The 14,224-nt window shown below is 42.3% G+C and carries 16 protein-coding genes; 10 read left to right on the forward strand and 6 right to left on the reverse strand.

The window, feature by feature from the left end:
• Window positions 1-3: 3 nt before the first annotated feature.
• The 5 genes from BM008_RS00650 to BM008_RS00670 all read right to left on the reverse strand — a co-directional run bounded on the left by BM008_RS00650 (window position 4) and on the right by BM008_RS00670 (window position 3,342).
• Entirely contained in the window at window positions 4-780 is a 777-nt protein-coding gene (locus BM008_RS00650) for an NYN domain-containing protein (protein ID WP_091931763.1), read from the reverse strand.
• 104 nt (window positions 781-884) lie between these two features.
• Window positions 885-1,226 (reverse strand): hypothetical protein, encoded by a 342-nt coding sequence (locus BM008_RS00655; RefSeq protein WP_091931766.1) that lies wholly within the window; start codon window positions 1,224-1,226, stop codon window positions 885-887.
• Window positions 1,227-1,339: 113 nt separating this feature from the next.
• Window positions 1,340-1,786 (reverse strand): hypothetical protein, encoded by a 447-nt coding sequence (locus tag BM008_RS00660; RefSeq protein ID WP_143072233.1) that lies wholly within the window; start codon window positions 1,784-1,786, stop codon window positions 1,340-1,342.
• Between the two features lie 167 nt (window positions 1,787-1,953).
• A complete protein-coding gene (locus BM008_RS00665; RefSeq protein WP_245747798.1) occupies window positions 1,954-2,181 on the reverse strand; it encodes a DUF1059 domain-containing protein in 228 nt (75 codons plus the stop codon).
• 69 nt (window positions 2,182-2,250) lie between these two features.
• Entirely contained in the window at window positions 2,251-3,342 is a 1,092-nt protein-coding gene (locus BM008_RS00670) for a hypothetical protein (protein ID WP_091931772.1), read from the reverse strand.
• Between the two features lie 87 nt (window positions 3,343-3,429).
• On the opposite strand from BM008_RS00670, the gene BM008_RS00675 reads away from it, so the two are divergent.
• The 8 genes from BM008_RS00675 to BM008_RS00710 all read left to right on the forward strand — a co-directional run bounded on the left by BM008_RS00675 (window position 3,430) and on the right by BM008_RS00710 (window position 11,786).
• Entirely contained in the window at window positions 3,430-3,966 is a 537-nt protein-coding gene (locus BM008_RS00675; protein ID WP_091931776.1) for a putative ATP-dependent zinc protease, read from the forward strand.
• A gap of 171 nt (window positions 3,967-4,137) precedes the next feature.
• Complete coding sequence (locus BM008_RS00680; protein WP_091931779.1) at window positions 4,138-5,214, forward strand: tetratricopeptide repeat protein; 1,077 nt, start codon at window positions 4,138-4,140, stop codon at window positions 5,212-5,214.
• Window positions 5,215-5,407: 193 nt separating this feature from the next.
• Entirely contained in the window at window positions 5,408-6,139 is a 732-nt protein-coding gene (locus tag BM008_RS00685) for a fumarylacetoacetate hydrolase family protein (protein WP_091931782.1), read from the forward strand.
• A complete protein-coding gene (locus tag BM008_RS00690) occupies window positions 6,139-6,438 on the forward strand; it encodes a hypothetical protein (RefSeq protein ID WP_091931785.1) in 300 nt (99 codons plus the stop codon). The genes BM008_RS00685 and BM008_RS00690 overlap by 1 nt, the downstream gene beginning before the upstream one ends.
• Before the next feature lie 156 nt (window positions 6,439-6,594).
• Entirely contained in the window at window positions 6,595-8,304 is a 1,710-nt protein-coding gene (locus BM008_RS00695) for a glutamate--tRNA ligase (RefSeq protein ID WP_091931788.1), read from the forward strand.
• Between the two features lie 493 nt (window positions 8,305-8,797).
• Window positions 8,798-10,429: a NosD domain-containing protein gene (locus tag BM008_RS00700; protein ID WP_245747895.1), complete on the forward strand. Its 1,632-nt coding sequence runs from the start codon at window positions 8,798-8,800 to the stop codon at window positions 10,427-10,429.
• 79 nt (window positions 10,430-10,508) lie between these two features.
• A complete protein-coding gene (locus tag BM008_RS00705; RefSeq protein WP_091931792.1) occupies window positions 10,509-11,477 on the forward strand; it encodes a YbgA family protein in 969 nt (322 codons plus the stop codon).
• A 72-nt stretch (window positions 11,478-11,549) separates the two neighbouring features.
• Window positions 11,550-11,786 carry a hypothetical protein gene (locus BM008_RS00710; RefSeq protein WP_091931794.1) on the forward strand — a complete coding sequence of 79 codons (237 nt, stop codon included), beginning with the start codon at window positions 11,550-11,552 and terminating at the stop codon, window positions 11,784-11,786.
• Window positions 11,787-11,877: 91 nt separating this feature from the next.
• Here the strand turns inward: BM008_RS00710 and BM008_RS00715 are convergent, their stop codons facing one another.
• Window positions 11,878-12,468 (reverse strand): 30S ribosomal protein S3ae, encoded by a 591-nt coding sequence (locus BM008_RS00715; protein ID WP_091931796.1) that lies wholly within the window; start codon window positions 12,466-12,468, stop codon window positions 11,878-11,880.
• A 297-nt stretch (window positions 12,469-12,765) separates the two neighbouring features.
• Between BM008_RS00715 and thiM the strand changes: the two genes are divergently transcribed.
• Window positions 12,766-13,551, forward strand: a complete 786-nt coding sequence (gene thiM / locus BM008_RS00720) for a hydroxyethylthiazole kinase (protein WP_091934042.1) — start codon at window positions 12,766-12,768, stop codon at window positions 13,549-13,551.
• Window positions 13,552-13,558: 7 nt separating this feature from the next.
• Window positions 13,559-14,212 (forward strand): thiamine phosphate synthase, encoded by a 654-nt coding sequence (thiE, locus tag BM008_RS00725; RefSeq protein WP_091934045.1) that lies wholly within the window; start codon window positions 13,559-13,561, stop codon window positions 14,210-14,212.
• The last annotated feature ends 12 nt before the right edge of the window (window positions 14,213-14,224 follow it).

A 14,224-nucleotide genomic window follows, 5' to 3' on the forward strand; every position in this document is an offset into this window, starting at 1 on the left:
ACATTATTTCTTCCCCTTACTTCTTTTATCTCTGATATATACAACAACGCTTTTTCCAGAGCTATTCTGTTTTCTCTTGTCGATCTCGAAAAGATCAGTTGCTTCCACTAGCTCCCCGAGTTTCTTGTATCCGTAGTTCCTCGGGTCGAAGTCCGGGCTGCGTTTGATAAGGTTCCCGCCGACCAGTGCAAGGAATGCCCATCCATCATCATCGGCAGAATCTTCCACCGCATTTCTCAGGTGGTTCACGAGCTTCGAATCGCCTTTAAGTTGGTTCGTGGTCCACCTGTCAGACCTTGATGAAACAGAGACATCTGATGTAGTAGCTTCTTCCTCTTTTCTCAGGTTCTCTGTATAGATGAACTTGTCACAGGCTGAGATAAATGCCTGAGGTGTTTTCCTTTCCCCGAAACCGTAGACCTTCAGGCCGGATTCTCTTATTCTTTGTGAAAGGCGTGTGAAGTCACTGTCACTTGAAACTATACAGAAACCATCCAGTTTCTCAGTATAGAGCAGATCCATGGCATCGATAATAAGTGAACTATCAGTTGCATTCTTGCCGGTAGTATATGCGAACTGCTGGATAGGCTGTATGGAATGTTCAAGCAGTGAATCTTTCCATGAACCAAGATTGGGTGATGTCCAGTCGCCGTAGATCCTTTTCACACTGGCAACACCGTAGATAGCTATCTCATCCATCAGACCTTCAATTATCGATGGCTGGGCGTTATCAGCATCTATCAACACAGCCAGTTTATCCTGAATTCCATCGTTCTCCATTCTGTCACCATCTTTATTGTTAGAACAAAAGCAATAGCTACTTGTCCTTTCAACGGTATTCTGCATTAACTTGCAGAATTGATAACAATGATCTTGAAATGAGGTTATTTCCCTGCTTTCCTCATACTTCTCATTCTTTCAAGTTCTTCTTCAAGCTCTTTGATCTTCCTGTCATCGATCCTGTCCGACAGGTCGGAGAGTTCCTTACTAAGTATTATGGTGGAGCTATGTAGTCTGTCAACAACATTCTTCTCCATGTTCAGTTTCTTTCTTTTAGTCTCACTTATAAGGTCATCTACAAAGATCTTTCCTTCCTCTTTGTTCATTCCATGCTTGTGGACCTTCTCCTTCAGGAAATCCCTTACCCTTTCCTCTGACAGTGCGACAAGGCTTGCTCCCAGAAGTGCAGCTCCTCCCAGGAGACCTGCTTTCTTCATTTTATCCATATAAACACTCCCGCATTAAGGATGTAATAACCCGAACATCCTCATTTCATTACAGAATTATTGGAAGTTCCTTCTATATTAATACAATGCCATAAGAATAGTAGAAAAGTTCATTATATAATTTCTATACTGAGAAGATGTGGTTTATCCCAGTCACTTAATTTGTGGATCCTGATGGTGATGATCTTTTCTTCATTTGTACCAAGTTCAGAATTCATTGTTGCTTCATAGTGTCTGAATGTGGACATGTCATCATCAAATGATACATCTGCACCTATGGTACTGACAAAAATATCAGTGTCACCTGTGTTCTCAATAGTTATCAGTATCCTGTCAACAGCTATATTCCAATCCCTTACCTGTATCCCATCGGGAGCAATGATCATTTCACCTGAAGGACCTTTGATGACTTCCGGTTCCTGAGGTTCATTGATGCTGTTCTTATTAATACTCGTGGTCGAACTGGTCGTAACCTCTTCTTCGATACATCCTGAAAATGAGAGTGACAACGTCAGAAATAATACTATTTGAATTCCAACCAGCCAGTTTCTTAATAACATGCGATCACCAGATACCATTTACCACTATGTGATTAATATATTAATCACATGGCTTAAATACCCTGTCTTTTATGTTCACAATTAAAGCAAAAGCTCTGGTATGCATGCTACGGATAATGCTTTGTAAGAATGACTAAAAAGAAAAATAGGATTCAGAAATGTCTTTTTTAAGGCATTTCAAGGTGCCCGCACCCGCAGCTTCTTCCAAGGAATGTGGATACCCTGTGTTTAAGGTGATGTACCTCGTGATCGTTCAGACCAGCTAGTATGTCCTCATGTTCAGTTTCGATGTGATCAAGCATATTCTTTTCAACTTCATCGAGTTCATTTCCAATTGCTATGTAAGCACAGTTATCGATCCCGACATCGCTGCACTTTACCATTTTCATTTTCATTTAATTCTACCCCTTTTATAACGAATAGAAATCAATGATGGTGGTAGGATATAAAGTTAGGCTTTTGATCTAGATGATCCCTCTTTTCTTAAAAAGTTCATTGACCTTTTCTTCTTTTGATCCTCTGACAAGGCTCTTTTGATGGCTTACATGTATGCCAGCTATCACAAGAGGTAACAGGAATGCTATAGGTGCATAGCTCACAAGGCCAGCTGTAAGTATCTCTATCCAGTCAGTTGACCCTATTGTTCCCGCGATGAAGGAATACAGTATCATCAGGCAGGTAAGCAATCCAAAGATACCAATGTAGATCCCGGCAAAGCTCATTATATGCTTCGCTTCCTGAACAGGGTCCATTGGCTTTCCGTTATTGCAGGATCTTCCGTCACAACAGTTCATCAGCATAAAATATTTCTTATTATTGTAGTCATATCTATGCATCCTAAAAGGTACATAGACCCTGATGCATTCGAATTTATCCGGCTTGATATCTCTTATTACAATATTCTCTTGTTTGTGTCCCTGTAACTCAATTCCTTTTAGTATATTCTTACGGACCTTTTTATCAAAAATATTCTTTAGGTCATCAGGCTTAACTGAAAAAGGGATCTCCTTGAAACCTTGCATTCCGGGATTATAGTATTGGATCTGCTCTCTGGGTATTTTATAGTGTTCAATAAATGAAAGGAATGAAATATTCTCATTGACGGCATCTGTGTACTGGTCCTGGTATGCTGCTATGTAGGTAGCCTCTTGCGAACTATGTACTTCTGTTGACATGGGATAATTTTCTCTCTCATGCTCGATCCTTATCTCTGATACAAAGAAAGGGTTACCGTTAGGATCTATCCTTTTTACATCTTCTGTGTAGTGCTTTGTTTCAATGTAAACCGCTGTATAGTCCAGTTTCACTGTATAGTTCAGCCTGAATATATAGTACGGAACACAGATCCCATAGGAATTCACTCTGGGAAGATAGCTGTCGACGATATCTTCTTCTGTCATACAACTGTTTACCATCAGGTTCTTTGTTCTTTCAAAAAAGTCCTTTTCTGTTACTTTTAAAGGAATGGTGAATATATTGTTATCAATACATCGTGAAGACCTTGTATGCACTATTCCAACCCCCTGATCTGTAGCTGTGCATGCCAGCAGATCCAATTATAATATATGCAAAATGTAATATTTAATTAATTCTCACAAACTGCTAAATTATTTAACGACCGGTCACTATAGTACTTCATAGACATGAAAGTCAATGATCTCAAAGCTATCCTTAAATTCAGTTCCCGGGAAGAGGCTATGTTCGGCAGGTTCGGTCTTCCAAGGGATGCCTTCTATCCTATGATCCTTTCTCTGAAACTGGGTGGTGCCTGGAGCTATGATGCAGGTGATCTGCAGAGCATCTCGGTGATGAAGGTCTTTACTAACTACGATGAGGAAACAAAAACAGGCAATACAATAGAAGAGGTCTATCTATTTTTGAACCCCGAATACGTTTCGAAAGAAGGTATAGTGAACAGACTGGAACGGTGTGGGAACAAGGAGGAACGTTCCCTTGTCACAAGACCGTATTCTGTGATCTTGAAAGCGGAAAGGATAATAGTTGCAGCCATCAGTACGGAAAAGAGGAAGATATTCGTCAGGGAACTTGAAGAAAAGACAATGTCCTTCAAAGGACCTTCTGCATTTTATGCTGCTCATGAGATGGAACATCTGGAACATATAGAGATAGATGGTCTTCCTATGTGGGCATTCGAGTACGAGGAAATGAAGGGTCAGTGATGTTCCTTCTGTGAACAGAACAACTCTGTACAAACATTTTTATATCTGCCTGCCCTGCATAAAAATAGCAAAAACAATTATCCTATCAGGCCATATGGACTGGAAGGTACAAATGATCAACACTACCGTTCTGGGCAACAGGGGTACGGTAATTTAAAAAAAGGTGTTAATATGGGAATGCTAGATGACGTTAAAGCAAAGAAGAAACAGAAAGCTGCAGAGAATTGGATGAAAATGGCCGACTCGGCCAAGACGATCGAGAAACAGATCGAGTACTATACTAAATCACTGGATGTTGACCCTTATAATGCAGAGGCATGGTTCAAGAAGGGCAAAGGTCTTGAAAAGATCGGTCGTTTTGAAGAGGCTAAGAAGTGTTTTGATCTTGCAATAGAGATCGATCCTGATTATCAGGGTCTGATCGGCAGAAAATATGAATCAAATGCAGCTCATGCAGTATCATCTGAACCTGTTGTTGAAGAGACCGCATTCATATCCGAACCTTCTATTGATGAAGATACAGAATTCGTTCAGGAACCTGTAACTCCTGTTCTGGCAGAAGAAAAAGAACCTGAGGAACAGTGGGTAACAGAGACCCCTGAATATTTTAGAGAAGAGACAGGTGCACAAGAGCCTGATGACAATTCTTTCAGAGCTCCAATGGGTGACGAGTCAGCATTCAGCGATGTATTCACTGGTGATGATGAGGACAACGGTTCCCCAACATTCATGGAAGAAGCCGAGGAAGAGAATGTCTTTGGTGCATCCAGCTATGGCGAACAGAAAGCTGCTCAGGAGGCAGAAGCATCCGTGTTTGCAGGACATTTCACTCCTGAACCTGAAGATGAGGTCCAGGAAATGGTAAATGAACCGGAGGACACATTCTCAGCACCCTCTTCCCCGGTTCAGGAAGAAGCACCATCTGCTTTTAGTTATGATGAAAATGTCGTTCAGAGCAGTGAACCTGAGGTGCCTGCTTCTGATGTAACAGGCAGTTCATCAATAGGTGTGTCACAAACAACAATAAGGGATGAGCCAGTTTCGAGTTCTGTTCCATCGTCATCTAATGATGGATCCGTAATATCAGGTAGTGTTGCTTCAGCAGGTGTTATGGCTGGTGCAGGAAAAGTTGCAGTGTCAGGAGATGGACCAGTGGACATAAGAATACCATTGAACGAAGCAATAAAGTTCTGGGCAATTGGCGTTGCCTCTATGCTTATCGTTCTGATAATATCAAGGATCCTGTGATATCCTCCCCAGTTCCGAATTAAGGAGCAGAGGAGAGCTATCAAAATATAGTGGACTGGTATCTGAAGGCTCAGATATCATTCATATTCTTTTTTTGATCTATTAATGTCTGTGTTCTCTCGTGATCCAATAGCATCTATCAACTCATCTAACACCTATCCTTATCTAGAATGAGGACAAAACAGTTGCACTAATGTTCGGACGATTCAGGCATAAGGATGAAGTTTTCTATGGCACGGTAAATGGCAATACTGTAACTTCACAGGAATATGCATTTACTGAGTATGAACTTTCAGATCTGGAGGTACTAGCTCCTTCCCATCCTACCAAGATAGTCTGTGTAGGTCTCAATTATCATGATCATGCAGCTGAACTTGGTCTGTCCGTGCCGGATGAACCTATACTTTTCATCAAACCACCATCTGCTGTGATCGGACATCATGGTAAGGTGATATATCCTAAGATAAGTAAAAGGGTCGATCATGAAGCTGAACTGGCCATCGTGATCGGGAAGAAATGTAAGAACATAACCTATGACCGGGCCTATGATGTGATAGCTGGTTTTACATGTTTCAATGATGTGACCGCCCGTGATCTGCAGACCAGGGATGGGCAGTGGACAAGGGCAAAGAGTTTTGATACTTTTGCACCAGTAGGTCCATTTGTAGTTCCTGTGGCTGATTTCGACCCGGAGAATGCTTCTATCGTATGCCGTGTCAATGGTGACGTGGTACAGGATTCTAACATATCCAATATGATATTCGATGTTCCCTATCTTATCGAGTTCATTTCCAGTATAATGACACTGGAAGTGGGAGATATCATAGCTACCGGTACTCCGCCAGGTGTAGGTGAGCTACACACCGGTGATATTGTAGAGGTAGAGATAGAAGGAATAGGGACTTTGATCAACGAGGTTGCATAATGCTATTCGATCAGGTTAACAGGGAACTGGAACTGGCTCAACGCCATCTGGAAGTTTTACAAGTGGTCATTGAACGCGGACCAATAGGTATACTCAAACTGGCAGAAGAGACCAGTATGCCTACACACAAGGTACGGTATTCACTACGTGTACTTGAGCAGGAACAGTTGATAAAACCATCATCTCATGGTGCAGTTGCCGGTGATGCAGTAGAGCAGTTCCTTTCTGATTTCGAGAAGGATATCGATGAACTAATCAGCAGAGCAGAGTCTGTAAAGAAGACTGGTCAATCCTTCTGAGAATGTGTATCGACCATATCTTTTAAGTTCAGTTCTTATAATTCATCCTATTATGTCTATCATTAAAGGGCTCGTTGAACTCCTCGAACCCTTTGTATATGTTTATTATCTGAGCGTATCCAATTCGCTCAAATTTGATTTTCCCGGAGATCTATAATGACTTTAACTGACGATGACAAGAAGACCATAGAGAAGTATGCACTCCAGAATGCTGTGAAATACGGTCAGGCACCGCAGATCGGTGCTGTAATGGGCCGTGTAATGGGAGAGTGCCCACACCTTCGTCCAAAAGCAAAGGATGTTAGCCCTGTTATACAGGAGGTCCTTGCAGAGGTTGCAAAGGAAACACCTGAGCAGTGGCAATCACGCCTTGAAGCTCTTGCTCCTGAACTAATTGAGGAGCTAAATACCAAGAAGGAACCTGATAAGGGTCTTAAAGCACTGGATGTTGAAGAGGGTCAGAAGGTCGTAATGCGTTTTGCACCAAACCCCAATGGTCCGCCAACCCTTGGCAGTACCCGTGGTATAGTTGTAAATTCAGAGTACGTGAAGAAATACGGTGGCAAGTTCATTATTCGTTTCGATGACACCGATCCTCAGACAAAGCGTCCGATGATGGAGGCTTATGACTGGTATGTGGATGACTGTAAATGGCTCGGTGCAGATCCTGATGAGATAGTTATCGCTTCTGACAGGATCCCAATGTACTACGATTATGCCCGCAAGCTCATTGAGATGGGTAAAGCATACGTATGTTTCTGTGACGGTGCAGATTTCAAGAAGTTCAAGGATGCCAAGGAAGCATGTCCTCACAGGGATGCAAGTCCTGAAGATAACATGGGACACTGGGACAAGATGGTTTCAGGCGAGTATGAGGAAAGGTCTGCTGTCCTGCGTATCAAGACAGATATCACTCACAAGGACCCTGCTCTTCGTGACTTCGGTGCATTCAGGATCGTTAAGGTTCCGCATCCACGTCCGGAAGTAGATGACAAATATTGTGTCTGGCCTTTACTCGATTTCGAGGGTGCCATTGAGGACCATGAACTTGGAATGACCCATATCATAAGGGGTAAGGACCTGATGGACAGCGAGAAACGTCAGGGTTACATCTACAACTATCTGGGATGGGAATATCCAAAGACCACTCACTGGGGTCGTGTGAAGATGCACGAGTTCGGTAAGTTCAGTACAAGCGGACTGCGTAAGGCCATCGAGGATGGCGAGTACTCAGGATGGGACGACCCACGTCTTCCAACTCTCCGTGCACTGCGCAGAAGAGGTATCCTTCCTGAAGCTATCCGTAAGTTCTTCATAGAAATGGGTGTTGGCGAGACCGATATAAGTCTCAGTATGGATACTCTCTATGCAGAGAACCGCAAGCTTGTGGATTCTACTGCGAACAGGTATTTCTTCGTATGGGACCCGGTAGAACTTGAGATAACAGGAACCGATCCTTGCAAGACAACTCCTGCATTGCATCCTACTGAGGACAGGGGATGCCGTGAGATCGAAGTGAACAATAAGGTCAACATCTGCAAGGAAGATGCTGAGAAGCTTGAGGCTGGTTCAAAGATAAGGCTCAAGGACCTGTATAATGTTGAGATCACTTCCACCGAACCTCTGCAGGCAAAGTACCTTGGTGATTCTATCGAGTCCGTGAAGAAGGAAAAGATGAGGATCATTCACTGGGCTCCAATGGACGGGGTTCCTGTAAAGGTACTCTCACCTGATGGCGAGTTCACTGGTATCGGCGAAAGACAGATCGCTACAGAGCTGGACAAGGTAGTTCAGTTCGAGAGATTCGGTTTCTGCAGGATAGATGCAGTTGCCGGAGAAGTAGTGGCATATTATACGCATAAGTAAAGGGGATCTTTCATTCCCTTTATTCTATTCTTTCTGACTCTCATTCCATTGCTCATTTAAATTATTATTTTCTATTTGGTTCTTATCTCTACAGATGGATCTATTTATAACTGTTCTCTTTTGTTATCATAATGATGAAGTTCTCATATTCGATAGTTAACGGCGTTAATATAAGGAATATTTATATAACTGTGCACCAATGCACACAGCGGCTGAATGTTATATTTTAAAAACAGTATTTGATGATCTGTTTTTGGCTGGAGGTAATCTGGTGGTAAACAACAAAAAAACATTTAATAGCAGTACTTTGATCAAGTTGTCGAAAATATCGATAGTAGCGCTTTTGACTTTTACAATGCTTATGAATTGTGCATCTGCACAAACATTGACCGTAGGTCCATCTGAAATATATCCTACAATAAATTCTGCAGTTGCTGTTGCCGTGCCAGGTGATACTATTATTGTACAGCCGGGCATGTATATTGAAGATGTTATGGTAACAACTCCAGATATTAATATAGTATCCGGATCCGGAAACCCTGTTGATACTATTGTAATGTCAACTTCAACTTCATATCCGATTTCTGCTTTTGGAGTAATGGCTGATAATGTAAATATCGAAGGCTTTAAAACAATAAGTGGATATTCAGGGGTTGGTTTTTTTGGAGTCAACAACTGTAGTGTATCAAACTGTATAGTTTCAGAAGGTCTTATTGGTATTGATTTTTATAATTCAAACTACTGTGATGCGGATAATAATATCATAACTTTAAGCAAAGGATATGGTATTTCGGTTGCTTTGTCTAATTATTGTAATGTATCAAGGAATACAATATCATCTAGCAGAGACCATGGCATAATCGTAGCACAGGCAGAATACACTACAATAGATAGCAATAAACTTTACAATAACGGATTCGCAGCAGTCCACCATGTAGGTATTTCCCACCAGCGTTCAAACTATAGTTTGGTAGTTTCCAATAACATATCAAACCACGAATACGGTATACAGGTCGATAAAACCTACAATAGCGACTTTTATAACAATTATTTCAATAATGATCAAAATGTAGTTTTTTCCAACACAAATCTTGGTAATGCATGGAACACGACTTTAACCGCAGGTACTAACATAATCGGTGGTCCGTATATTGGTGGAAATTACTGGGCCAGTTCCAGCAACAGTGGTTTCAGCCAGACAAACACCGATGCTGATGCCAACGGTATCTGTGATGTTCAGAACGTGCTTGATTCCGACAACATTGACTACCTTCCGTTGAAGTCATATATTCTCCCGGTGGGAAGTGTTTATGACCTTAAGGAATCAGATATTGGTTACACATGGATCAACTGGAGCTGGACCAATCCTTCAAGCAGCAACTTCGATCACAGCATGATCTACCTTGACGGAGTTTTCACAGCAAACGTATCCACAGAGTACTTCAATGTAACAGCTCTTTCAGATTCCACAAGCTATGAAATAGGAATAAGGACCGTTGACAAGTCCGGTAATATAAACACAACCTGGGTCAACGACACTGCTACCACGCTTGATGGAACAGCACCTGCTTCTGTTGCAGGTTTAAGTGAGGTTGCTGTTGGTTATAGCTGGATCAACTGGTCCTGGAGCAATCCTTCAGATGTGGACTTTGACCACTGTGATATTTATATCGATGGGATTTATGCTGGTACAGCGACATCTCCATACTACAATGCAACAGGTATCTCACAGGGTACTGTTTGTGAGGTCGGTATCATGACGGTTGATAGTTCTGGTAATGTAAACACCAATCTGATCACTGACTCTGCAAAGACAGATGAACAGGTAGCGGTTACTACTGTTACTTCAAAAAGTAGCGGAAGTTCTTCAAGTAGTAATACAGGTACTGAACTCAGGATAATAGGATCTGATGAGGAAGAAGACGATTCAGTAGCAGATCTTGAAGAAACTCCATTGCAGTCCACACCAGAGGTATATGAAGAAGAAGCTGAAATGGATATAGGTGCTAGCATTGCATCAGAAGCTTCTGATGCTACAGAGACCACAAGCAGTGCTCCGGGATTCGGGGTATTGACAGCTATTGGTGTCATGATCTCAATGGTTCTTTTCAGACGTAAGGATTGATACTTCGATCCTTCTTTTTTTCTTTTGATCACTCATTCTATCCAAAAACTCTTTTTTGTAGTTCACTGTTCTACTTATTATGGGATCTCACGTCAACATCGTTCACTCACGGCCGATCATTGTCATAAGTAAATGCCTTGGCTTTGCAAACTGTCGTTACGATGGTCAGATCACCAGTTTTCCTTTGATGGAAACCATGAGGCCATTTGTAGAGTTCATAGACGTGTGTCCTGAATGCGAGATCGGTCTGGGAGTTCCCAGAGAACCTATTCTCATAGTGGATGATGGGAGTAAGAGACTTATCCAGCCAGCCACCGGGCTTGATCTTACAGAGAAGATGAATGGATTTTCCAGATCATATCTTGAAAGGCTGGATGATTTCGATGGATTTATCCTCAGGTCCAGATCACCTTCATGTGGTATCGGGACAACTAAGGTATTTCCAGATAAGTACAGTGATGAATATCTGCATCGTGAAGGTAATGGTCTCTTTGCTGAGACAGTGCTAAGTGAATATCCTGATCTTCCTGCTATTGATGAAGAAAAAATGGCAGATCCTTTTCTCAGGGACCATTTCCTGACCCGGGTCTTTGCACTTGCCTCTTTCAGGGATGCTTCACTTTCAGGGAAGATACACACTCTGGTCGAGTATCATACAAGGAACAAGTTGTTGTTCATGGCATATGACAAAACGCTTCTTTCTGAGATGGGTGATCTTGCTGCTAACAGGGGAAATATACCGGTAGAGAAGGTCTATGAGAGATACCTCTCACTTTTGTTGCAGATGCTATCCAAACCGGTGGGTACGGGTCCTGTTGTAAATGCTCTTATGCATGCTTTTGGATATTTTTCAAGGCACATGAGTGCAGGTGAGAAGTTCATTTTCATGCAGAGATTGCAGAAATATCGCGAGGGGAATATCTCGATATTTGAACTGAAAGAATGGTTCATATCAAAGGCAGAAGAGTTCAAAGTAGATTATCTTCTGGAACAGACCTTTTTCTGTCCTTACCCTGCTGAACTGTCAGGTAGTTTGGAGATAGTTTGATATGTATTAAAGTTGCATGTTATTATGTAGGTACAGTGTCCATCGGGGAAACTCAAACAGGAGGATATTGTCTTGGAAGAAAATGATACTGAACAAAATGATATTCAGGGATCGGAAGAAGACGAAGAACTTATAGAGGTATGTCCTGTATGCGGCAGTCCTGACCTATATTATGAGGCAGGCGGTACCGAAGGGCTCTACCACTGCAAATACTGTGGATACATCGGTGGTTTTGTTATCGATGCGAACCGAAAGATGATGCAACTCATCCGTGATGAATACGAGAGTAAGTTGCGGGTCTCTGAATGACCCTCTGAACACTTTTTCAAATAAGGTTTGAAGGTTAGTAAAAAGAGTAAAGGAAAGGTGGTAAACACCACCTTTGGATCTTTAAGTAAAATTATTCTTTCTTAGGAAGAGCCTTTACTTCTGTCTTCCTGATCTCTACCCTTCTGAGTGGGTAGATGGACTTTGCGTTCCTGTAGATGTTTGCGGAAAGCTTGCCCATGATAGCTTCTTCGATGAACTGTTCGAAGCTAAGTTCTGCTGCACGGTCTTTGACGATCTTGACCATTACTTCCCTGATACCTTTGATCTGGCTGGTTCTTGCCCTCTTTACAGTAAAGCATATTGGCTTTACTCTAATGCGGTATCCGTCCTTTGTGACAACATCAAGGTTTGCGTCGATCCTTGAGGTCTGACGCTTTACAATGGAGCGCAGGTAGTCTGTTGTGATCTCGTGACCAAGGAATCTTGTGTTTGCGGTGTCACCGTTGACATCGCTGATCTCGAGTCTGAGCTTTGTGTTATGCTTTGTGAAATCGTTAGCAATTTCGCCAACAGTGGTCTCAACGACACGACCGATGAGCTGTTCAGGCTCTTCTGCAGGGCTTACTCCGATATTTGTCCTGCTCATGAATTCCGGTGTTTCTACGTTGTACCATGTCTTTGACTTCCATTTGTCTAACTTTCTCTGCACTTTCCTTGCCAAGTGATAATTCCTCCGAATGATTGTGATTTATAATATAATTGATGAAATATTGTAATTGTTCAACGAGCTATCTTAATGATTATGAAATAAGGTATGCACTGATAAATTGGCTCTCTATAGTATGCATGTCCATATATAAATAGATCGGTTAGTATCATGAATATCCATTTTAAGCTCAGATATTGCCTGATCGCCGCCAACAAAAAGTATTTTATCGATAGGTCCTTCTCTATGATATTCACAATTGTAAATGCATTATCAATAAAATGTCTTACTGGCAATAGGGGCAATTCGTATATGAATCTTCCACTTGGAACTATAAGGGAAACAAAACCACTGGTACACCACATGACCAACTGGGTAACGATCTATGACTGCGCAAACATGACAAGGGCATTCGGTGCGCTGCCTGTAATGGCCCATGCACCTCAGGAGGCTGCTGATATGACAGGTATCGCCTCGGCACTTGTTCTTAATATTGGAACTCTCACAGAAGAGCTGATAGATGCAATGCTCATTTCAGCAAAAGCTGCAAATGAGAAGAACATTCCTGTTGTGCTTGATGCTGTAGGTGTAGGTGCTACAAAGTTCCGTGACGAGATGGCAGCAAAGATACTCGACTCTGCTCGTATCGATGTGATCAAAGGTAATTATTCTGAGATCGCTAAACTCGCAGGTGAGAATGCACAGACCAGAGGAGTTGAGGCAACATCCATCGATGCAGACCCAAAGCAGGTAGCAAAGGACTTTGCAGGCTCAAGGTCATGCGTGGTCGTTATGACCGGCGCAGAAGATATCATTAGTGATGGAAAGAGGACCTATGTAGTAAAGAACGGACACGAGTCAATGGGTCTTATCGTCGGTACTGGATGTATGGCAGCATCAGTTATCGGAACCTTCGCAGCGGTTGATACGGATTACTGTAATGCTGCAAAAGATGCACTCTGCTACTTTGGAATCGCAGGGGAACTTGCAGCAGAGAAATCTGAAGGACCAGGAACATTCAAGATGTACTTCTATGATGAGGTCTTCAATCTTTCAGATGAGAAAGCACGGTCTATGATAAATGTCGAAGAATGCTGAGTTGACCATGGAACACAAAAGATCATTACTTGATATCATTGATTTCTACCTTGTGACAGACTCCGGTCTGTCAAAAAAAGGTACTCTCTCAGATGTGGAGAGTGCAGTTGCTGCAGGATGCCGTATCGTTCAGTACAGGGAAAAGACAAGAAGTACCAGGGACATGGTTCTTGAAGCATCTCAGATAAAGACCCTGTGTGGCAATGAGGCCATATTCCTTGTGAATGACCGTGTAGATGTAGCTCTTGCAGTGGATGCAGATGGTGTGCATATCGGGCAGGATGACATGCCGATCCATACTGCAAGAGAGCTTCTGGGACCAGACAAGATAATCGGTCTTACGGTACATAATATCGAGGAAGCCCTGGAAGCAGAAAGAAGCGGTGCTAATTATGTTGGATTGGGTCCGATATTCAACACTTCCACAAAAGAAGATGCAGGTGAGGGTATCGGTCCTGAGAGTATCAGGGCCGTTAAGGAAGCTCTAAACATCCCTGTAGTTGCTATCGGTGGGATCAACAAGCAGAACAGTGAAAGTGTTATCATCGGTGGTGCCGACAGTCTGGTAGCTATCTCTGCTGTAGTTTGCAGCGATGATGTAACAAGGGAAACGAAGGAGTTTATAGACCTTATAGACCAGATAAGATCACAATATAAGTGATACAAGAACAGA

The organism is Methanolobus profundi, from assembly GCF_900114835.1.
In the GTDB taxonomy this organism is placed as follows: domain Archaea; phylum Halobacteriota; class Methanosarcinia; order Methanosarcinales; family Methanosarcinaceae; genus Methanolobus; species Methanolobus profundi.